A 20948-nucleotide genomic window follows, 5' to 3' on the forward strand; every position below is an offset into this window, starting at 1 on the left:
AGCCTGAACAGGGAGAACAGCATGCGTGCTGAAAGCAGCGAAAAACCGGGCATCCGTGAACAACATGCATTGCGTCGACGCAATAATCCGCTTTTTGATGAAACCCGTCGCAACGTGGCAAATGAAGATCTTGCTTCTGCACGACTCGACGACGGCCTTGAACTGGATCATTTCATGGAGGAGTTCCAGTTGCTGGTCCAGCGCGCCATCGATCTGAAGCCAAATACCCCCAGTGAAACCGTACTGGAGATAAAGGCCGCACTGGACAAGTCCTATCAGCAGGCTTGCGCCCTGCCCGGCGACCAGACACAGGTCAAACAGGCCATCAGTCAACTGGTCAACGCAATTATGCGCGCTATTCGCAACGGTATCGACAGTGATGCGCTGGCAGAGCAGGAACTGGAAGACGAGGAAACTGCACGCCGCGCGCACTTCAGCCTTCAGGAACTCCCGCTGGTCTCGGCACTCACACACCCGGAATCCCCTATTGGGGAAAACGAGCTCATTCCGTCATTACTCAGCGAGCCTGAACAAACGCTTGCACCCAGCCTGACGATTTTCGACAAGGGGCAAATGGAAGTACTCTGTGAAGATGCCCGGGCGTTTCTGTCTCAACTCGATCCCGACCGGGCCCTGGATGAGGCATGGCGTAGACTGGAGCTGATGGAAGAAATCTTTCACCAGTCACATCAACCGCAACGCGGGGACCACTGAATGGCAAAGTCTGTCGATCCTGCACGCTGGTGCGAAGGCACAGTCCAGGAGTTGAAACCCTGGACAGAAAGACTCTATTCAATCCGTATCGATGCGCCGGTAGACCGCTTCACCGCCGGCCAGTTCACCAAGCTGGGCCTGATGATTGACGACGAATTCATCAGTCGGCCCTACTCCTATGTCAATGCGCCGGACGAGCGTCCGCTGGAATTTTATTTCATTACGGTACCGGAAGGCCCGCTGACACAGCGGATGGTCACCCTGTCACCCGGTGATGCCATTTATGTCATGCGCAAGGCAGCCGGATTTCTTACCCTGGCCGAAGTGCCGGAATCAAAACACCTGTGGATGCTCTCTACCGGCACTGCAATCGGGCCATTCCTGTCAATTCTGAAAACACCGGATCCCTGGAAGCGATTCGAGCGAATTGTTCTGGTGCATGCCGTGCGAACAACGGCAGAACTTTCATTCCAGGACACCATTCAGACAATTGCAACCAGCCACCCGGACCAGTTCAGCTACATTCCGTTCGTCAGTCGCGAAGATACCGATTTTGCCATTCGTGATCGCATTCCGGGGGCGTTGGCTTCAGGTGCACTTGAAGCGCGTGCCGGTATCGACATCACACCTGCGCAGTCCCAGGTCATGATCTGTGGTAACCCGGCGATGGTGAAAGATACAAGCGACGCGCTCAAAGCCCGTGGACTGGAACGCAATCGACGCCGCACTCCCGGACATATCACCGTAGAGAACTACTGGTAGCCACTATCCGGTCGGACAGAAGTTTTTTATAATGGCATGTTTGTTGGAGGATGGGCGATACCGAATCACCCCCTAAATCAGTAATAGTTGGAAGTAATTCAAAGGATTATGGAAGATTAATAACAAATCACATCAACGAAGACTGTCCGACCGCGTGGTGCTCGACGATCGCCGCCACCACCCGGACAGGCGTGCAAACAATGACCAGAGCGAGGGGCGCTACCGCTACCCGGGCTGGCAAGAACAGAAAATCCAGTTTATCACCCGCTTTATTTTCCTTGTACTTGGTGTCGGGTTTTTCAATTTTACAACGGGCATAGTGCCGACGCTCTGGTCCACCGAGCAACTCAATAGCGCCTACGCCATATACTTTATTCTCCAGGCTGGCATGTTTATTCATGCCGCAAAAATAAACATCTGCCCAACGCGTTATCACCTGGCCATGTGGATTGATATCGCAATAGCCAGCATCTCGGTGCTGAATGACCCCTACCCCATACCGCCTTCACTGCTGGTCTACATCATGATCGTGCTGGGTAACGGCATGCGCTATGGCATGCGGCTGTTTGCCGAATCACTGATTGGCTGCTTCAGTGCCGTCATGGTCGTCCTTTTCCTGCGTTATGCGCTGGGAAACTCGGAGTTCTCACCGGGTCTTGTGTTTCTTAACCTGTTTGGCGGCATCATTCTCGTTTACTCCTACGTCCTGATGGGACGTATCGAACGTAGCCGTAAAGAACTGGAAACAAACAGCAACATCGACACACTGACCGGCTTGCTGAACCGGCGTGCGTTACAGGAAATAACCGGCACCATGTTCGAGAAACTGCAATGCAATCACAAAAAGTTTGTGTTGCTGTTTGCCGACCTGGACAAGTTCAAGGACGTTAATGATGAACTGGGTCACGCTGCCGGCGACCTGGTGCTGCGCGAGTTTGCACGTATAGTGCGCGCCTGCATACGGGAACCGGATGTGGCGGCCCGTTTTGGCGGCGACGAATTCGTCATCATTCTGGAAGATGCCACCCTGAACCATGCGCAATTGATTGCTGAGCGCATACAGCAACAGGTTGCACGTTGGTCGGACGACAATGAAATCGATTTCAGCGTAACGTTCGGCCTCGGTGAGGCACCAACCCACGGAAACAGCTTTTCGCATTTACTGGAACAGGTTGACCAGGCGCTATATCATTCGAAATCCACACACACCGGCGGCGGAATAACTGTCGCACGGCCAGTCATTTGACTAAATACAGCAGAAGAACCTAATGGAACAAGAAGTTGAAGTCGCCATCATTGGCGCGGGCAGTGCAGGACTCTATGCACTGGGGCAAGTCAGGCGCAAGACCGACCGTTATGTGCTGATTGATGGTGGAGAACTGGGCACAACCTGCGCACGAGTAGGTTGCATGCCTTCAAAGGCGCTTATTCAAATTGCCGAAGACTTCCATCGCCGCACTATCTTTCCGCGCGAAGGTATCGAAGGCGGCGATACGTTGAGTGTGGAAGGTCCCGATGTACTGGAACACGTACAGGACCTGCGCGACATTTTTGTCGACAAGGTACTATCCAGCAGTACAGATGACATGGGTGAAAAATTCATTCCTGAATACGCACAGTTTATCGAACCTGGCCTCTTGCAGGTCGGTGAACGCCGTATCCGCGCCAAACGCATAGTCATTGCCTCAGGTTCGACACCTGTCATCCCCTCGCCATGGAAACAATTTGGCGACAGCATTCTTACCACGGATGAAATATTTGAACTGGAGAAATTGCCCGAATCACTGGCCGTCATCGGACTCGGCGTCATCGGGCTCGAACTCGGCCAGGCTTTCCACCGACTTGGTGTCAAGGTCACAGGCATTGACCAGCTGGAAACCATAGGTCATATCGATGACCCGGACATCAACAAAACAGCGATCCAGATACTCGGAAAGGAAATGCCCCTGTGGCTCGGCCAAGCCGCTGATATTGAACAGGCGGCAGACGGCAGACTGCGTGTCAGCGCTGGCGACAAATCAATCGAAGTCGAAAAAGTACTGGTCTGTATAGGCCGACGCCCTAACCTGGAAAATATCGGCATTGAAAACGCCGGCGTTAAACTGAACGCAAAAGGTATACCGGACTACAACCCGAACACCATGCAGATCGAAGACAAACCTTTGTTCATTGCCGGCGATGTTAATGGTGACCGCCCTGTTCTTCACGAGGCTGCAGACGAGGGTCGAATTGCCGGCATTAATGCAGTAGCTGAAACACCCATGGCTTTCCGAAGAAAAACGCCGCTGTTCATTACCTTTTCGGATCCCAATCTTGTGCTGGTCGGGAAAACCTGGTCACAACTCGATCATGAAAATACGTTGATAAGCAGTGTAGCCCTGGGAATGCTGGGACGTGCACTGATCATGGGACGCAACAAGGGGCTGTTGCGACTCTACGCCGACAAATCCACTGGAAAACTGCTGGGCGCGTCAATGATAGCGCCGCATGGGGAGCACCTTGGCCACCTGATGAACTGGTGCATCGAACAGGAACTGACTGTCCTGCAAATGGTGCGTATGCCCTTCTATCACCCGGTACTTGAAGAAGCGATTCAGCCGGTGTTACGTGAAATGATCGTGAATGGTGGCTTTGTAAAAGATGACCTGCCACCAGACCTGGAACGCCGGTAATCGTGTACCGGACTGCACAGCAAAGGTTGAAGCGTTTGCTCGACCTGCAACACACACAGCTGATGCGCAATAGCGCAATTGGTGTGGAAAAGGAAAGCCTTCGTGTTAACGCGCGGGGAAGCATCGCCCAGACCCCGCACCCGGTAAAGCTTGGCTCTGCGCTTACTCACCCGTGTATTACTACGGATTTTTCCGAGGCGCTGGCTGAATTTATTACGCCCCCCCTGCAACAGGTCCAGGATGTTCTGGGATTCCTGCGCGATACACAACAATACGTTTACCAGTGCCTCGATGATGAATTCCTCTGGGCGACCAGCATGCCCTGTGTTGTGGATGGCGAAACCAGTATCCCGATTGCGGATTACGGCACATCAAACTCGGGCATGATGAAGCACGTGTACCGGAAAGGTCTGGGTTACCGACATGGCTGCACTATGCAGGTAATTGCCGGCGTCCATTTCAACTATTCTTTTCCACCGGAATTCTGGCCCATCTATGCAGAACTGGAAGGCAACCGGATGCCCATGCAGGACTTTATTTCCGAGTCATACATGGGTCTGATCCGTAACCTGCAGCGTTTTGGCTGGCTGATTCCTTACCTGTTCGGCGCTTCACCGGCAATATGTAAATCGTTTATTGGCAGCAAGGATACCAAGCTGCAGAGTTTCAACGAGAACACCTATTACGAGCCATGGGCGACATCCTTGCGCATGGGCGATATCGGCTACCAGAACAATCGTGAAAACGAAACCGGCATCAAGGCCAGTTATGACAACCTGCAAAGCTACATTGACAGCCTGATCTGTGCCATTACCACTCCCTGTCCGGAGTTTGAAAAAATCGGCATAAAAGTTGATGGTGAATGGCGACAGCTAAATGCCAATATCCTGCAGATCGAGAACGAGTACTACAGTACTATTCGCCCGAAACAGATCGTCACCGGTAACGAAATGCCATCACTGGCACTACGCCGACGCGGCGTTGCCTACGTCGAGTTACGCTCGCTCGACGTTAATGCCTTCGATCCGCTTGGCATCAATGAGCGGCAGATGTACTTCCTCGAGTGCTTCCTGTTATTCTGCCTGCTACATGAAAGCCCGCCTATCAGCCTCAGCGAACGCCGTGCTATCGACGAAAATGAATTAAAAACCGCCCACCAGGGACGCGATCCGGAACTGAAGCTGACACGCGACAACACGCCTGTTCTGCTCAGCACATGGGCCGGTGAACTGCTGTCTGAAATGCACGGTGTATGCGAGCTGCTCGACAAGAGCACGGAGGGCTCGCCATATTGCAATGCGCTTGCTGCACAACAAAAGAAAGTCGATAACCCTGAACTGACACCATCAGCACGTATGCTTCAGGAAATGCGTGACCGGGGTGAAGGGTTTTATCATTTTGCCAAGCGCATGTCGGAAATCCATCAGCATTTCTTCACCAACCTGCCCATGCGAGAAGACAGTCAGCGTTTTTACAGTGAACTTGCTACAAAATCCATCGAAGACCAGAAAGCCCGTGAAGCTGCCGATGTGCTGAATTTCGATGAATACCTGAAACAGTATTTCTCCCAGGTCTGAACCAGAATGAGTCAGGGAAGAACACTGGTACTTGCATCCACTTCACCGTTCCGCCGCGCCTTGCTGGAAAAGCTGCAGGTTTCGTTTGAAACGCTGTCTCCCGATGTCGATGAAACACGTCAGGAAGGTGAGAGCCCGCAAAAGCTGGTCGTCAGGTTGTCAGAAGCCAAGGCACGCGCAGGCGCGCAAACATACCCGGATGCATTGATTATTGGTTCTGACCAGGTCGCCGTGTGTGGCGACGAAGTACTGGGAAAACCTGGAAACCATGATAAAGCCTGTCAGCAGCTTGAACAGCTATCCGGCCAGCGTGTCGAGTTCCTTACCGGGATATGCCTTTTTGATTCGGGAAGCGGGAAAGCGCGCACGAACATCATTCCTTTCGCGGTCACTTTCCGCGAGCTTTCTGCAACGCAGATCGAGCGTTACCTGCGCACCGAACAGCCTTACAACTGTGCAGGAAGTTTCAAGTCCGAAGCACTGGGTATCAGTCTGTTCGAGGCCATGCACGGTGATGACCCGAACGCACTGATTGGACTGCCGCTGATACAGCTGGTGACATGGCTGAATGAAGCCGGCGTAAATGTACCCTGAACGATTCGCCCGGAAACATTACCCGCCGCACTCATTTATTGCAGTGAGATGCTTTCGCTCGTCAGCACCTTGCCTACACCCCGCCCCATTGCGGTACCCAGTTTTTTACTGAACTTCTGCAACAGGTCTTCCTGGGGCGTGTAATCAACTATTGTCTCTGCGCCGATGACTTCCCGCGCCACATAACCCGCGCTGCCCAGTTCGTCGACCAGACCGAGATCAATTGACTGCTCGCCGGTCCAGACATAACCGCTGAACAGGTCAGGCGTTTCCTTCAAGCGTTCACCCCGACCTTCACGCACCACATTGATGAATTGCGAGTGAATGTCCGCCAGCAGATTTTTAACATGGGCGATATCAGACGCCTTGGCCGGCTGGAACGGATCAAGAAAACCCTTGTGCTCACCTGCTGTAATCAGGCGACGCTCGACACCGAGTTTTTCCATGGCGCCAACAAACCCGAAACCATCCATACGCACCCCGATCGAACCGACGATACTGGCCTTGTCCGCGTATATCTTGTCAGCGGCGGCGGCAACGTAATAGCCACCCGAGGCACAGATATCGGAGATCACGGCATAAAGCGGGATATCTGGATACTTGCTGCGTAAACGTTTGATCTCGTCATTAATGTAGCCAGCCTGTACCGGACTACCACCGGGACTGTTGATCCGCAGAATGACGCCTGCTGTATTTTCGTTCTCGAAAGCATCGCGCAGTCCGGTAATAACGTTATCCGCGCCGGCCTCCTTGTCTGGTGCGATCACACCTTTTAGCTCAACCAGCGCAGTGTGACGTTTATGCTCGGCAGCATCCATTTCGAGATCGGGTGTGTACAGGTACACGATGCCAACCAGGTATGCGAAGGTCAGAAACTTGAAAAATATTCCCCAGCGACGGGCGCGGCGCTGCTCGGCCAGTGATGACGTCGCGAGTTTCTGGATCAGGTCGCGCTGCCATTCAGATGTTTGTTCCTGTGTCGGATCGGTATTCTGATTCGATGTCATGCCATTTACCTCGATTTATAAAGCCAGTATTTCCTGTTTGATGCAGCCAGGATCCAGTAATTGCTGTTCCGCAAGCCAGTCGACCAGTTCCGTAATCGTATCCAGGCACACCAGCGGGTTATGTTGAAGCAGGCGCTCGGGGGCGTGTACGCCGTAGTTAACCGCGACAGGGCCTATTCCTGCCTCGTTTGCCATCTTCAGATCGTATTCCGTATCACCAACCATCAGTGCATGGCGTGCTTCGATCCCGGTTTCCTGCAAAATTTCATTCAGCATTTGCGGGTGGGGTTTTGACCGGGTTTCGTCGGAACAACGAGTCACAGAAAAAAGGTTTCCCAGCCCGGTATCGGCCAACACCCGGTCCAGGCCGATACGCCCCTTTCCCGTTGCCACACCCAGCATAAACCCTGCGTCTTTTAACAGAGTAAGGGTTTCGCGACTGCCGGGAAACAGGTCAGAGTGTTGTGTATCGGAAAACCAGTGATGCCGGTAACGTTCAACGAAACGGGCTGCAAAGTCTTCTTCCCGACCCGGGTACAATGTTTCGATGGCTTCATGCAGGCCGAGACCGATAATGTTCCGGCATTCATCGATACTGCGTTCTTCCAGTGCCATATCCTGTATTGATGCCTGTAGCGCATGCACGATCTGGGTTTCCGAGTCCATCAGCGTTCCATCCCAGTCAAACACAATCAGCTGCACGGCTGATGGCAGGTTTTTCACTTTATTGTCCGTTTCCATATTTATGGGCTCTGTATCGGTCCCTTACTCCAGTTGTTGAATCAGTTTTCTCAAATCAGGCGCCAGTGGTGCGCTGACTTCGATTTCACGCTGCCGTTCTTTATCCCTGAATGCGACAAAATGTGCATGTAGAAACAGGCGCTTCAGGCCGAGTTTGCGCAGTTCTCGGTTGAATTCCGCATCCCCGTATTTCGTGTCCCCGGCCAGCGGGTGTCCTGCGTGGGCGGCATGCACCCGTATCTGGTGTGTGCGGCCTGTTTTAAGTACAGCCTCCATCAGGCTGGCGTTTCCGTAACCTTCCAGAAAACGGAAATGCGTGAGCGCCACCTTGCCATCCGGGTCTACACGCACAATGCGTTCGCCACCCTGCATCTGGTTCTTGCGTAGCGGCGCATTGATTTTCCAGGGTCCCTGGCTCCAGTCACCCCGGGCCAGCAGCAGGTAGCGCTTTTCGACATCGCCGGTGCGTAATAATTCGTGCAATGTACGCAATTCACTGCGCCGTTTGGCGATCAGCAGACAACCGGAGGTATCGCGATCGAGCCGGTGGACCAGTTCCAGGTAGGGCGCGTCCGGGCGTAACGCGCGCAGGGCCTCGATCACGCCGTAACTCAGGCCGCTACCCCCATGCACAGCCATGCCGGCAGGCTTGTCCAGTACCAGCAACCGCTCGTCTTCATAGATAATGCTGTTCGCCAGCACTTCCACGGCGCCCGCCGTCGGGGCCGGCGCCTGCCTCTCAGCCACCCTGACGGGTGGAATCCGCACCTGGTCACCCGCTTTCAGGCGGTAATCGGCGCGGATACGCCCACGATTGACGCGCACCTCGCCCTTGCGCAGTAACCGGTAAATTCGGCTTTTCGGTACGCCCTTGAGAACACGCAACAGAAAGTTGTCAATCCGCTGCCCGGCCTGCCCGGCGTTGATATCCATCCACTGCACGCTCGGTTTATCAGCATTTTCCATGCGCGGGCATTCTACCAGCGTCGCCCATGGGCTGCTTGGGATTCTGCACCAATATCATGATATTTGAACGACTTGGAAGTATGATAAGTGTTTGATATCACGGGGTTGGACTGCTATAGTCAGAGTCGCTCGCGTTGCCGCACATCAATAAGGTGTAAGTATACGGCTGCCGACACGTGAACCCTATTCGTTTCCTTCGGACAACTGCAATACATAATGTCCGGGGATCGAGCAGAAGCCTTGTGGCTTCTACTGTTTTTTCATCAACGAACAACGACAGGTTGCTCCTGTGACATTAACGATAGTTATGATTTCCGGCCTGCTTGCCGGATCGGCATTCTGGTTGATCCGATCCTCCGGCGCACCTCGTATTGTGCGCCGTTATGAGCTTGTGCCGGTGCATATCACCGACTATCGCTACGCCATGGTAGAGCGCATGAGAGAAAATCCCAATGAAGCGTATGCTAATCAATGCCACGCAACCCGAAGAGCTGCGCGTGGCTCTGGTCGACGGCCAGAAACTCTTCGATCTCGATATTGAGGTACCCGCCCGCGGCCAGAAAAAGTCTAACGTATACAAAGGTAAAATAACCCGCATCGAGCCCAGCCTCGAAGCAGCCTTTGTTGACTACGGCGCCGAGCGCCACGGCTTCCTGCCCATGAAGGAAGTTGCCCGCACCTACTTCCGCGAAGGCGCCACTGAAGGCAGTGGTCGTGTATCGATCAAGGACGCCCTGCGCGAAGGCCAGGAGATCATCGTCCAGGTCGAGAAGGAAGAGCGTGGTAACAAAGGCGCCGCCCTGACCACTTTCATCAGTCTTGCCGGTCGCTACCTGGTACTGATGCCCAACAATCCCCGTGCCGGTGGCGTATCACGCCGAATCGAAGGCGAGGACCGTAGCGTCGTACGCGACGCCATGGCGCAACTGAACTACCCGGACACCATGGGCCTGATTGTGCGCACTGCCGGTGTCGGTCGTCAAAGCGAAGAACTGCAGTGGGACCTGGATTACCTGATCCACCTGTGGGAATCCATTGCCAAGGCCAGTGAAGAACGCCCGGCGCCCTTCCTGATTTACCAGGAAAGCAATGTCATTATTCGTGCCTTGCGCGATCACCTTCGCAGCGATATCGGTGAAATCCTTATCGACGACAAGGAAGTGCACCAGCGCGCCATCGAATTCATGACCCAGGTCATGCCGCACAATCTGCCCAAGCTGAAGCTTTACGATGATCCGGTTCCGCTGTTTTCGCGCTACCAGATAGAAAGCCAGATCGAGTCCGCCTTCCAGCGCGAAGTGACACTTCCGGCCGGCGGCGCCATTGTGATCGATCATACCGAGGCGCTGATTTCGATCGACATCAACTCGGCACGCGCCACCAAAGGCAGCGATATCGAGGAAACGGCACTCAATACCAATCTCGAAGCTGCCGACGAAATTGCTCGCCAGCTACGCCTGCGTGATATGGGCGGCCTGATCGTGATCGACTTCATCGATATGCAGCCAACCAAGCACCAGCGCGAAGTGGAGAACCGTTTGCGTGATGCTTTACGCATTGACCGTGCGCGCGTGCAGGTTGGTCGTATCTCGCGTTTCGGTCTGTTGGAGATGTCACGTCAACGACTGCGCCCGTCACTGGGTGAATCCAGCCAGATTGTCTGTCCACGTTGTAATGGCCAGGGTACCGTGCGTGGCGTTGAGTCACTGGCACTGTCGATTCTTCGTATCATTGAAGAAGATGCCATGAAGGATAAAACCGGGCGCATCATTGCGCATGTCCCGGTCGATGTCGGAACCTACCTGCTGAATGAAAAACGCGACATCCTTTTCAACCTGGAACAGCGACACAAGCTGAGTGTTACGCTGATTCCCACCCCCAGCCTGGAAACACCACACTATGAAATCAAACGTGTTCGTGCAGATGAACTGGGTGGTGAAGAAGGTGCTACCAGCCACAAACTGATTCCGGAGACCCAGGAAACCGATATCACGGCCACGCTACGCGAAAACAAGGCACCGGAAGTTGAAAAAGCAGCGGTACAGTCCATTGCGCCTGCCGCACCTGCCCCGGCACCGGCACCTGTTGCACAGCCAGCTGCAACGCCGGCAACCGGCCTGATACGGCGACTGTGGAAAAACCTGTTTGGAAAAACTGTCGAAATCGAGGAAGAGAAAAAGCCTGAACCACAACCGCGCAGCCGCTCACGTGGCGGTAACCGCGGCGGGCGCAACCGATCCGGTAATGCCAGGCGTAGTCAGGGAGCCCGTCGTAACGAAGGTGAAAAACGTGAAGCCTCCGACAACCCGCCACAGGGACAAAAACCCCGTCGGCGTAACGACAATGCCGGAAAGAAAGACAGCAAAGAAGCCGCCAAAGAGAAGGACGCGGTTGAAAAAACAGATGCGTCGAAAGCCACAGCTGAACAGAAGGCCACGCCAGAACAGAACAAGGGACAGGGTCAACAACGCAGCCGGCGTGGCCGGCGTGGCGGACGCCGTCGGTCCAGTCAGCGTCGCGATGGTAATACCACCCAGAATCCGCAAAATACAGATTCCGGTGATGCAGCAGGCAATGTCACCAAACAACAGGGTAAGCCTGCTACAGGCAACACCCCTGCAGGCGGTGAAGACGGAAACCGGACTGCCACGGCAAAGGCTTCTACATCAGAATCCGGCCAGGCAGAGACCGGTCGATCCCGACGCAAGCCACAGTCAGAACCACCGGCAAAGACTCCCGGGACTGACGCCCGTCTGACAGCAAAACCTGATAGTACTCCGAAACCTGCAAGTGGCACGCCGACTGACGCGCCAAAACTGCCGGCTGTCAGTGCGCCAAAACCCGTAGCGACGGTGGCTGATAAAAAAGAGTCAGCACCAAAGCCAGCGGCGGCCGCTGCTGACAAACCCGGCACTATGGGTGACGAGTGATTTCAGACGCACACTCACCTGAATAACGGCGGTGAATTTGTCAGTGCTTTATTAACTGACTTCGATCCGTTGACGTATTTCTTCCAGCAAACCCTGCGCACCGTCCTCGACCATATCGAGGACGCGCTCGAATCCTTGAGCACCGCCATAATACGGGTCTGGCACATCACCATGCTGGCTGGTTTCGGCAAACTCCAGTAGCAGCCGGACGCGCTCCTGATAGTGTGCCGGGCAGATTGCACGCAGTTCATCAAGATTGTCATGATCCATAGCCAGTACATAGTCGAATGACTCAAAGTCATGTTCACGAACACGACGCGCGCGCTGCGAGGTAAGGTCAATGCCTCGTCCGGCCGCCGCCTGGGTAGCACGGCGATCCGGTGGTTCACCGACGTGGTAGGCATGAGTGCCTGCGGAGTCGATATCGACATGTGCAGCGAGGCCCGCCTCTTCTACCAGGCGCTCAAACACACCCTGGGCGGTCGGCGAACGACAAATATTGCCCATACATACAAACAATACCTTTGTTTTACTCATGGTTATAAACCTTTCCTAATGTGTTTTATCTTACCTGGTATTCATTATCGCGCAATCAGATTGTCCGTTACAATGCGGCAATGATTGAAGAAGCACTCAAGCACCGGTTACGCAGCCTGGTAGGGCACAAGGTGGAATATTGTGGTCAGCAATGCCGGGTTATTGAGGTGCTGGATTCCGAGCAGGCACTGGTCGTCCAGTGCATGTCACAAACGGTATCGGCTGTGATTCAGGGCAACCAGTACGGTGAAGCAACGCGACGGGTACAGGCCTGCCACACCATCAGGCTATACGATGAAACAAACCAGCTGGATCCGGACATCGATCATTGGCTGAATCAGGCTTCACTCTGACGCGCCCTGAGCAGTTCTTCTGCAATCACCAGATCGTCCTCGGTGTCGACACCCGGACCGGGGCGCTGTCCGGCTTCCGCCACGTGAACGCGTTCGCCGTACCAGAGCGCCCTTAATTGCTCGAGCTGTTCCGCCTGCTCTAGTGGACAAGGCCGCATTTCCACATAACGATTCAGATAACCGACCCGATACGCATAAATACCGATATGGCGCAGTGGCATGATACCGATCGGTAATGCCTTGACATCATCCATCAGTAAATCGCGGTCCCAGGGTATCGGCGCACGACTGAAATACAACGCAAAGCCTGCCTTGTCCCTGACCACCTTGACCACATTCGGGTCAAAGAACTCACCAGCAGCCACCAATGGCGTAGCTACAGTGGCTATTGATGCCTCACTGTTGCCGGCAAGATCATTGGCTACCTGGTCGATCAGGCCTGGCGGCATCAACGGCTCATCACCCTGCACATTGACGACAATCGTGTCAGCGGACCAGCCCAGCGAGGTAACCACTTCGCCGAGCCTGTCGGTACCGCTGGCATGGGTAGTCGCCGTCATGCACACTTCGGCGCCGAATTCCCGTGCTGCTTTTTCTATGCGCTCGTCGTCAGTGGCAATAACAATCTGGTCTGCACCACACCGCCCTGCCGCTTCCCAGACATGCTGCAACATAGGTTTGCCGATCAGTTCCCGCAATGGTTTACCAGGCAACCGGGTTGAGGCATAACGCGCCGGTATTACAACTTTAAAAGAATGACTCATTGTCCCCCCCTGGCATTCAGGACGCCTGGATTTCTTCTTCCGCCGGAAGTTCGCGGGCTTCTTCTTCGAGCATAACGGGGATATCGTCGCGTATCGGGTAAGCGAGTCGATCCACCTTGCAAATCAGCTCCTGTTTTTCCTTGTCGTAAACCAGGGGCCCCTTGCAGACCGGGCAAGCCAGAATATCGAGCAGTTTTTTATCCACAATATTTTTTCCGTTTCAGGGTTTCAAGCAACCATTTTGTAAATGCCGGCCCGGGATTCAGTTCAAGTGGCACATACCAGCAGTTTTTGCCTGCGAATGCACGACATTTTACCGCGTCTTTTGCTGTCATTAAAACCGGGAAATCATCATCAAAGCGGATATCCGCTTCAATAAACGGGTGATGATCTCCAAAATGACGTGTGTCGGGCTGCAAACCCTGTGCATTCAACATTCCGAAAAATCGCCCAGGATTACTGATCCCCGCAACCGCGTGGCAGGGCTGGTTAGCAAAGGACCCTAGTGGGCGCCTGTTGTGCGGATCCAGCAGGTTGATTGCATCTCCTGGTTCGCTGGCAATATGAAAGCCCGCCTCCGGGTGCTCACCCAGCGCAACAGTTGTGTCCACCTGTTGCAGGCGTGAGACTGGTTCCCGGAGAGGTCCTGCAGGCAGGCAATGCCTGTTACCAAAACCACGCAACGGGTCGATCATGACTATCTCGATATCACGGCCCAGCTGTTCGTGTTGCAAACCATCATCGCTGACCAACACATCCACAGGGTTCTCAGCCAGTAAAGCGCGTGCCGCCGCCAGCCGGTCAGATCCGGCATAGACAGGCACAGCACAGGATTGCGCAAGTAATACAGCTTCATCACCACTGGCATACGGATCGCTGTCTGCTGTGACCCGGTGTGGCCAGTTGGCGGCTTTTCCACCATAACCCCGCGTGATAATACCGACATGAAGACCTTGCTCTGACAACAAACATACCAACGCTGTAACAAACGGTGTTTTACCCGTGCCACCCACCGTCAGGTTTCCTACCACGACAGTCGTCACACCCGGGTGTATGGCGGGTAACAATCCTGCCCTGCGTGCCTTTCGTCTGATCCTCACCAGCGTACAATATAAACAGGATAACGGCATCAACCAGGCAGGTGGTGGTGTCTCCGCATACCAGATACGGTTGAGCCAGTGTTCCAGGTTATCGCGGATCATGTCAGCCGTGAATCGCTGAATTGCAACCGGTACAGATCAGCATAAACGCCCCGTTTTGCCAGCAGTTCCGAATGCGTTCCACTTTCTGCCAGTGCCCCTTTCTCCAGTACCAGGATGCGATCGGCATGTTCTACCGTGGACAGGCGATGGGCAATGACCAGCGATGTACGTTTCTGCATCAACTGTTCCAGCGCATCGTGCACCAGTCTTTCTGACACACTGTCGAGTGCGGAGGTTGCTTCATCCATTACCAGTATCGGCGCATCCTTGAGTATGGTGCGGGCAATCGCCAGGCGCTGACGCTGTCCACCTGATAATAATGCACCACGATCACCGATTCGTGTATCAAGCCCCTGTGGCAGTTCGTTGATAAAATCCATCGCATGCGCAGATTCCGCCGCCGCAATAATTTCCTGCTCGCTGGCGTCCGCCAGACTGCCAAAGGCGATATTGTTACGGATGGTATCGTTAAACAGAATCACCTCCTGCCCCACCATGCCGATCTGACTACGCAGGTCGGCGCGTCGGTAGTCTCTCAGGTCCCGACCATCGAGCAACACGCTACCACTGACGGGGTCATGGAAGCGCACCAGCAATTGCGCCAGCGTGGATTTTCCACTGCCTGAATGACCGACCAGCGCCACGCGCTGGCCGGGTTCGATAAGAAAAGAAAGATGCTCAATAACATTGCCCTTGTGTTCATCGTAGGCAAACGAGACATCACGGAATTCTATGGCGCCACGTACCCGTGACAACCTCGCGTTGCCGCCCGGGTCTTCGTTCTCCTCGTCCAGCACAGCAAAGATACTGCGCGCCGCCGCCACACCCCGCTGCACGGACGCGTTGATGTTGGTCAGCCGTTTCATGGGTTGCATCAATAACATCATGGCCGCAATGAAGGAGACAAAGCTGCCGACACTGATTTCGCTGGCGACCGACTCCAGTGTGGTCAGATACACTACCAGGGCCAGAATGCAGGCCGCTATAAACTGGATAACCGGTGTGCTGGCACCGGCCACGGCAGCCATTCTGAGGTGCAGTTTACGATTGCGTTCATTCACACCACGAAAACGGGACTCCTGCCAGCGTTCCGCGTTAAATGTCTTGATCAGGCGGTGCCCGTGAATGGCTTCGTCGCTAAACTGTGTCAGTTCGCCCATCGAATCCTGGATACGTTTACTGATACGCCGGAAACGACGGCTGACATAGCGGATCAGAAGGACCAGCACCGGTCCGACCAGCAGAAACAACAGCGTCAGCCAGCCACTGATCCAGAACATATAGCCGAGCAGAAATAACAGTGTCAGCGAGTCACGGATCAGGATTGTCACTGCATTGGTACTGGCCTCTGCAACCTGCTCGACATCAAAGGTCAGTCGTGACAACAAACGGCCGGCCGTGTTTCGATCATAGTAACTGGCCGGCAGGCGCAGGAATTTGTGGAACAGTTCTTCACGTAGTTGACTGATGACTCGCCGGCTGATCAGCGCCATACCGTAGCGTGATGCAAAGCCCGCCAGCCCCCGAAACAGAAACAGCAGGATCAGGGCGATGGGAACAAGACGGATAGTAGCCGGATCACGCTCGATAAAATTACCGTCGAGCATGGGTTTCATAAGGGCAGCAAAACCGGTCTCGGTAGCCGCCACCAGCACCATTGCCACGACAGCACCGGCGAAGATGCGCCAGTGTGGTCTGGCGTAAGTCAGCAGTCGTCGGTAAGGCCCGGTTACCGAAACAGCAACCGGTTCACTCTCCGCCATTTTCAGGTTGGTTGGTCGCCAGGGACATCTGCTCGAGTCCCAGCTGCGAGGTGGCATCCATGGCGCGGATGACGGCTTCGTAGGGTGATGTGCGATCAGCACGAATCACAACCGGCATTTCTTTTTTGTCACCCATGAACTTGCGAATCGCACCTTTCAGCGTTTCCAGTTCGTTATTGACCACCTGTTCTCCACCAATGAAGAAGTGCCCTTCGGCATCGATCAGGATTTCCAGCACCTCATCGCGCTCTTCCGCGACGTCGGCGCTGGCTTCCGGAAGTTCGATCTTGATTTCGGATTCGCGCTGAAAGGTGGTAGACACCATAAAAAATATCAGCAGGATAAAGACGACATCGATGAGCGGTGTCAGGTTGACCTCCGGTTCATCGGTTGGCGTCTGGCGCAGCTTCACGCTATATCCCCCATCACGCTGTCCCGGGAACGCTGTCCGTGCAACACTTCAACCATACGCAGAGCCTGTTGTTCCATACGAATGACCAGCAATTGCACCTTGCCGCGGAAGTAGCGGTAGGCCATCAATGTGGGAATGGCAACAGCCATACCCGCTGCCGTCGTTATCAGTGCCTCGGAAATACCTCCGGCAAGTGCAGCAGGGTTACCCACGCCCTGTGTCGTAATGGCAGAAAATACCTTGATCATACCAATCACCGTACCCAGCAACCCGAGTAACGGGGAGATAGCCGCAATGGTTCCGAGCGTATTGATGTATCGCTCCAGTTCGTGAACCACATGGCGACCGGTGTCCTCGATCGCCTCCTTCATGACTTCACGGCTTGCGTTGCGGTTAATGAGGCCGGCCGCGAGTATGCGCCCCAGCGGAGAACTGGCACGCAAGGCCTGCATGCGCTCCATGTCGAGCTTCTTCTCCTTGGCCCATTCCCATACCTGGGAGGCCAGTTCAGGCGGTATGACGCGCCGGATGCGCAACGTCCACAAGCGTTCAGCGATAATCGCAAAAGCGATAATCGAGCAGGCAATAATGGGGGCCATCAACCAGCCGCCAGCGGTAACCAGTTCAAACACGTTTGCCGTCCTTTACCATAGGTCTGTCCGATAATTCGGTATCGCTGCGAATGATACTTGAATCAGGCGCAAATACGAATGCCCCTGCACATCTCCCCTGTTATTGCGCGGTGGCTGACCCCACCAGGGCACCAAAATGTCGATGCCGACGATAGCGGCTGATAAAAACAGGACGACCCGCATCAATATGAACCTGGATACTGCCCTCTTCAGCCGTATTAAGCTGCATTGCACCCTGGTTCTTGTAACGGCGACTCACTTCAGGCCTGGGGAAACCGAAACGGTTCAGATAACCGCTGGAAAAAATAACCAGTTCAGGCTTCACCGCCGCGACAAATCCTGAGCTGGAGGATGTCAGGCTTCCATGATGCGGCGCCAACAAGACAGTGGCGGCCAGTTTCCCGGGGATCTGCTGCAACAGGCGATTTTCCACACGGCGCTCTATATCACCCGGCAGCAGGATTGAACGACCATCCTGAGCTGTCACACGCAGAACGCAGGAAGCGTTGTTTCCGCTGCCACGGTCCACTCCCGGAGACAGCATTTCGAACTGCACCTGGTCCCAGCTCCAGTGCTGGCCGGCCTGGCAATTATGTACGTCACGAAATCCCAGCTCATCTGCTTCACCGCTGTAAATACGCCCAGTGTTGAACATGGCGCGAATTGCCGGTGCTCCGCCAGCGTGATCATTATCAGAGTGGCTGATGACCAGATGATCAATAAATTTGTATCCCTGCCAGCGCAGGTAAGGTGCAACAACCGCTTCACCCGTATCGAATCCGCTGCGAAAAGATGGCCCGGCATCGAATACCAGCACACGTTGTCGCGTTTGTATGACAGCAGACAACCCCTGCCCGACATCCAGTACCGTTAACCAGACATTTCCGGTATCCGGGCGCTGTGGTGGTGAAAACATGACAGGCATGAGTAACAGCAGGCCCACCAGTCGAACCGGTAGCGTCCCGGGTGCAAGCACGCACACCACAGCAGGCACCAGGGCAGCTACGCCCAGGGGTGTGATCGCAGGTAAATACAGCAGGTTTCCCGGCCAACCGGCAAACCACTCCAGCCCACGCCACAATAATCCCGCCGAAGTGGCTGCCAGCACAAGAAACCAGCCTGCAGCCACAGGCCATAGCGACAGGCAGGACAGCCCGGCGAGTAACGGTGGCACAATCAGAAAGCCGGTCCAGGGTATGGCCAGCAGGTTCACCAGTGGAGCAACAAGCGAGACCTGCTGGAACCAGACCCAGCCTGGCACCAGCAAAGCAACCGGAAGGAGAAATTGCAGGCGACCAATACCGCGCCACTTCGACCGGCTGTCCTGGTGGCCTACACTCAGATACAGGATTGCGGCAACGGCCCCGAACGACAACCATAATCCAGGCGTCAGGACAGAAAGCGGTTCAAGCAACATCACCAGTATCAGCGCGAGTGACCAGGTGTGCCAGGGTGCAAGCTTTTGCGAGGCAAATCCTGACAGCATGAACACTGTAATCATGATCAGTGCGCGTTGTGCCGGCACCTGAAACCCGGATAACAGCGAATACCCCAGTGCGGCCAGTATGCTGGCAAGCGCTGCAGCGTGGCGGGCCGGCCAGAAGTAACTCAGGCCAGACCAGGCCCAGCTGTAGCGCACCAAACCGAAGACCAGGCTTGCCACCAGGCCAACATGAAGACCGGATATTGCAAGCAGGTGCCCGGTTCCCGTAGCGCTTAACACATCCCACTGCGTGGAAGTCATCTGGCTGCGGTCGCCAACACCAAGTGCCCTTAACACAGCCGTCATGGGGTTGCCCGCAAGCCGGGTGGAAAGTTCTCCTGCAAGCCATTCACGCAAATGCTGAACCGTAGCCCCTGGTGAGTTGCCGATTCGGCGGTTGCCGGCATTGCTACGAATATAGCCAGTGGCGCGAACACCGGCCGAAAGCAACCAGCGCTCATAATCAAACCCGCCGGGATTGGCAAAACCGTGCGGGCGTTTCAGGCGCACACGCAATTGCCAGCGTTCACCCGGGTGAAGCTCCGCTGTGTTGCGGTACCAGTTAAGGCGAGCTGTCAGGGGTAGCCTGTGACAGCCTGTTGCATCGTGATAACAGTCAATTTCGAACAGAAAACGTAAACGCCCGGCCGGCATCGCTTCAGGCATTCCCTTGATCACGCCTTCGACCAGCAGGTCACGGTTTTCCAGGCCGGTCGGTAACTGTTGCACCAGCAACAGTTGCAGACTCCAGCCGCACCACAGGAATCCCGCCATCGCGATACCGACCAACCGACAAGGCTTCAAAGGGACAAACAGAAACATTGCCAGTGGCGCAGCAAACCACCAGCCTTCTACCGGCATAAATGTCAGAAATACACTGATTCCGGCCAGCATGGCCAGTGCGGAGTAAAGCATTTCGTCCCTGAAATCCCGTTTTTCCGTGTTGCTTACAGTACACCTGTCTCGGAAAAGCGACAAGTTGTGGCGTAGTTCACTATGTCTGTCCGCCGACATCTGATAGAATTTGCACGACTTACCCGGCTAAACAGGCCGGGCATCACTACCGAGCCGGAGGAAACGTGCGACAACTTGCTATCTATGCTGCCCTGCTAACCTTCGTTTCACCGTTTGCCCAGGCTGACAACCTGAAGGCCGAGGCCGGCGCTCAATACTGGTCATACGACATTGGCGGTTCCGTACGTTATCAAAGCAAGCGCTCATCTGATGACATCGATGTCAACGATGACCTCGGCTATAACGACGATGACCTGAACAGTTATTACCTGTCTTTCGAGCACCCCGTTCCAGCGCTACCGAACGTCCGTGTCAGCTTCACCAACATCGACACAAGTGCCAACGGCACACTTTCCAAAAGCGTGGACTATGGCAACACCACCTTTGCGGTAAACGAGGACGTCAACAGTGAACTCCAGCTGGATCAGACGGATGTCACCATGTACTACCAGCTGTTTGACACGGTACTTAACGTCGATCTCGGCCTGAATGCAAAGTACATTGATTCCCGCTCGCGTATCACCGGCTCTGCATCCGGCACCGAAACGGCGGATGTTTCCGGCTGGGTTCCCATGCTCTATGCCGGGTTTGGCGCTGATCTGCCCTTTACCGGCCTGTCCATTAGCGCCGATGGCAGTTTTGTCGGTTACCAGGACAGCACCTTCTACGATTACACGCTGAAAGCCAGCTACATCACCCCATGGTATCTGGGTGTCGATGTTGGCTATCGTGCCGTACGTCTGAATCTCGATGATTTTGACGGCTCCTATGCCGACATCGAATTTGACGGGCCCTTCGCCGGCGCACATCTCGAATTCTGAGTTG

The 20948-nt window shown here is 54.7% G+C and carries 20 protein-coding genes; 9 read left to right on the plus strand and 11 right to left on the minus strand.

The annotated features are described in order from the left end of the window. The first annotated feature begins 21 nt into the window (after positions 1-21). The 6 genes from DFR30_RS08020 (at position 22) to DFR30_RS08045 (ending at position 6319) form a co-directional block, all read left to right on the plus strand. Entirely contained in the window at positions 22-714 is a 693-nt protein-coding gene (locus tag DFR30_RS08020) for a hypothetical protein (protein WP_132972161.1), read from the plus strand. After that, the gene (locus DFR30_RS08025; RefSeq protein WP_132972162.1) at positions 715-1476 is read left to right on the plus strand and encodes a ferredoxin--NADP reductase; all 762 of its coding nucleotides are present in this window, start codon (positions 715-717) and stop codon (positions 1474-1476) included. Positions 1477-1630: 154 nt separating this feature from the next. Next, positions 1631-2722 (plus strand): GGDEF domain-containing protein, encoded by a 1092-nt coding sequence (locus DFR30_RS08030; protein ID WP_132972163.1) that lies wholly within the window; start codon positions 1631-1633, stop codon positions 2720-2722. Between the two features lie 22 nt (positions 2723-2744). Next, positions 2745-4148, plus strand: coding sequence for a dihydrolipoyl dehydrogenase (locus tag DFR30_RS08035; protein ID WP_132972164.1), 1404 nt, complete (start codon positions 2745-2747; stop codon positions 4146-4148). 2 nt (positions 4149-4150) lie between these two features. Next, positions 4151-5725, plus strand: a complete 1575-nt coding sequence (gene gshA, locus DFR30_RS08040; RefSeq protein ID WP_132972165.1) for a glutamate--cysteine ligase — start codon at positions 4151-4153, stop codon at positions 5723-5725. A 6-nt stretch (positions 5726-5731) separates the two neighbouring features. Continuing rightward, positions 5732-6319 carry a Maf family protein gene (locus tag DFR30_RS08045; protein WP_132972166.1) on the plus strand — a complete coding sequence of 196 codons (588 nt, stop codon included), beginning with the start codon at positions 5732-5734 and terminating at the stop codon, positions 6317-6319. Positions 6320-6354: 35 nt separating this feature from the next. On the opposite strand, the gene DFR30_RS08050 is transcribed toward DFR30_RS08045, so the two are convergent. Genes DFR30_RS08050 through rluC form a run of 3 tightly spaced genes read right to left on the minus strand, consistent with a single transcriptional unit; the run spans position 6355 to position 9033 of the window. Continuing rightward, on the minus strand, positions 6355-7326 hold the full coding sequence (locus DFR30_RS08050; RefSeq protein ID WP_132972167.1) for a S49 family peptidase: 972 nt from the start codon (positions 7324-7326) through the stop codon (positions 6355-6357). Between the two features lie 15 nt (positions 7327-7341). Further along, positions 7342-8049, minus strand: a complete 708-nt coding sequence (locus DFR30_RS08055) for an HAD-IA family hydrolase (protein ID WP_243640701.1) — start codon at positions 8047-8049, stop codon at positions 7342-7344. 42 nt (positions 8050-8091) lie between these two features. Next, positions 8092-9033 (minus strand): 23S rRNA pseudouridine(955/2504/2580) synthase RluC, encoded by a 942-nt coding sequence (gene rluC, locus DFR30_RS08060; protein ID WP_132972169.1) that lies wholly within the window; start codon positions 9031-9033, stop codon positions 8092-8094. A 452-nt stretch (positions 9034-9485) separates the two neighbouring features. On the opposite strand from rluC, the gene rne reads away from it, so the two are divergent. After that, the gene (gene rne / locus DFR30_RS08065; RefSeq protein ID WP_132972170.1) at positions 9486-11963 is read left to right on the plus strand and encodes a ribonuclease E; all 2478 of its coding nucleotides are present in this window, start codon (positions 9486-9488) and stop codon (positions 11961-11963) included. A 51-nt stretch (positions 11964-12014) separates the two neighbouring features. On the opposite strand, the gene DFR30_RS08070 is transcribed toward rne, so the two are convergent. Then, entirely contained in the window at positions 12015-12500 is a 486-nt protein-coding gene (locus tag DFR30_RS08070; protein ID WP_132972171.1) for a low molecular weight protein-tyrosine-phosphatase, read from the minus strand. 80 nt (positions 12501-12580) lie between these two features. On the opposite strand from DFR30_RS08070, the gene DFR30_RS08075 reads away from it, so the two are divergent. Next, the gene (locus DFR30_RS08075) at positions 12581-12853 is read left to right on the plus strand and encodes a hypothetical protein (RefSeq protein ID WP_132972172.1); all 273 of its coding nucleotides are present in this window, start codon (positions 12581-12583) and stop codon (positions 12851-12853) included. On the opposite strand, the gene kdsB is transcribed toward DFR30_RS08075, so the two are convergent. The 7 genes from kdsB to DFR30_RS08110 all read right to left on the minus strand — a co-directional run bounded on the left by kdsB (position 12838) and on the right by DFR30_RS08110 (position 20024). After that, positions 12838-13617: a 3-deoxy-manno-octulosonate cytidylyltransferase gene (gene kdsB / locus DFR30_RS08080; protein WP_132972173.1), complete on the minus strand. Its 780-nt coding sequence runs from the start codon at positions 13615-13617 to the stop codon at positions 12838-12840. The two genes, DFR30_RS08075 and kdsB, sit on opposite strands and share 16 nt — an antisense overlap. A gap of 16 nt (positions 13618-13633) precedes the next feature. Then, positions 13634-13822, minus strand: a complete 189-nt coding sequence (locus tag DFR30_RS08085) for a Trm112 family protein (RefSeq protein WP_132972174.1) — start codon at positions 13820-13822, stop codon at positions 13634-13636. Next, positions 13815-14819 carry a tetraacyldisaccharide 4'-kinase gene (gene lpxK, locus DFR30_RS08090; protein ID WP_132972175.1) on the minus strand — a complete coding sequence of 335 codons (1005 nt, stop codon included), beginning with the start codon at positions 14817-14819 and terminating at the stop codon, positions 13815-13817. The genes DFR30_RS08085 and lpxK overlap by 8 nt, the downstream gene beginning before the upstream one ends. Beyond that, complete coding sequence (msbA, locus tag DFR30_RS08095; RefSeq protein WP_132972176.1) at positions 14816-16582, minus strand: lipid A export permease/ATP-binding protein MsbA; 1767 nt, start codon at positions 16580-16582, stop codon at positions 14816-14818. Before msbA ends, lpxK begins: the two co-directional genes overlap by 4 nt. After that, positions 16569-16994, minus strand: a complete 426-nt coding sequence (locus DFR30_RS08100; protein WP_132972177.1) for an ExbD/TolR family protein — start codon at positions 16992-16994, stop codon at positions 16569-16571. The genes msbA and DFR30_RS08100 overlap by 14 nt, the downstream gene beginning before the upstream one ends. Further along, positions 16991-17626 carry a MotA/TolQ/ExbB proton channel family protein gene (locus tag DFR30_RS08105; RefSeq protein WP_207891849.1) on the minus strand — a complete coding sequence of 212 codons (636 nt, stop codon included), beginning with the start codon at positions 17624-17626 and terminating at the stop codon, positions 16991-16993. Before DFR30_RS08105 ends, DFR30_RS08100 begins: the two co-directional genes overlap by 4 nt. 100 nt (positions 17627-17726) lie before the next feature. Continuing rightward, a complete protein-coding gene (locus DFR30_RS08110) occupies positions 17727-20024 on the minus strand; it encodes a DNA internalization-related competence protein ComEC/Rec2 (RefSeq protein WP_165869143.1) in 2298 nt (765 codons plus the stop codon). Between the two features lie 164 nt (positions 20025-20188). On the opposite strand from DFR30_RS08110, the gene DFR30_RS08115 reads away from it, so the two are divergent. After that, positions 20189-20944 (plus strand): TIGR04219 family outer membrane beta-barrel protein, encoded by a 756-nt coding sequence (locus DFR30_RS08115; protein ID WP_165869144.1) that lies wholly within the window; start codon positions 20189-20191, stop codon positions 20942-20944. Positions 20945-20948 lie beyond the last annotated feature (4 nt).

Origin of the sequence: Thiogranum longum (genome assembly GCF_004339085.1) — a bacterium.
GTDB lineage: Bacteria > Pseudomonadota > Gammaproteobacteria > DSM-19610 > DSM-19610 > Thiogranum > Thiogranum longum.

Coding starts and splice junctions, on each gene's coding strand:
- rluC (WP_132972169.1), bottom strand. CDS start 9,033: ATGGAAAATGCTGATAAACCGAGCGTGCAGTGGATGGATATCAACGCC.
- DFR30_RS08035 (WP_132972164.1), top strand. CDS start 2,745: ATGGAACAAGAAGTTGAAGTCGCCATCATTGGCGCGGGCAGTGCAGGA.
- lpxK (WP_132972175.1), bottom strand. CDS start 14,819: ATGATCCGCGATAACCTGGAACACTGGCTCAACCGTATCTGGTATGCG.
- DFR30_RS08075 (WP_132972172.1), top strand. CDS start 12,581: ATGATTGAAGAAGCACTCAAGCACCGGTTACGCAGCCTGGTAGGGCAC.
- DFR30_RS08025 (WP_132972162.1), top strand. CDS start 715: ATGGCAAAGTCTGTCGATCCTGCACGCTGGTGCGAAGGCACAGTCCAG.
- msbA (WP_132972176.1), bottom strand. CDS start 16,582: ATGGCGGAGAGTGAACCGGTTGCTGTTTCGGTAACCGGGCCTTACCGA.
- DFR30_RS08050 (WP_132972167.1), bottom strand. CDS start 7,326: ATGACATCGAATCAGAATACCGATCCGACACAGGAACAAACATCTGAA.
- kdsB (WP_132972173.1), bottom strand. CDS start 13,617: ATGAGTCATTCTTTTAAAGTTGTAATACCGGCGCGTTATGCCTCAACC.
- DFR30_RS08045 (WP_132972166.1), top strand. CDS start 5,732: ATGAGTCAGGGAAGAACACTGGTACTTGCATCCACTTCACCGTTCCGC.
- rne (WP_132972170.1), top strand. CDS start 9,486: ATGAAGCGTATGCTAATCAATGCCACGCAACCCGAAGAGCTGCGCGTG.
- DFR30_RS08110 (WP_165869143.1), bottom strand. CDS start 20,024: ATGCTTTACTCCGCACTGGCCATGCTGGCCGGAATCAGTGTATTTCTG.
- DFR30_RS08020 (WP_132972161.1), top strand. CDS start 22: ATGCGTGCTGAAAGCAGCGAAAAACCGGGCATCCGTGAACAACATGCA.
- DFR30_RS08070 (WP_132972171.1), bottom strand. CDS start 12,500: ATGAGTAAAACAAAGGTATTGTTTGTATGTATGGGCAATATTTGTCGT.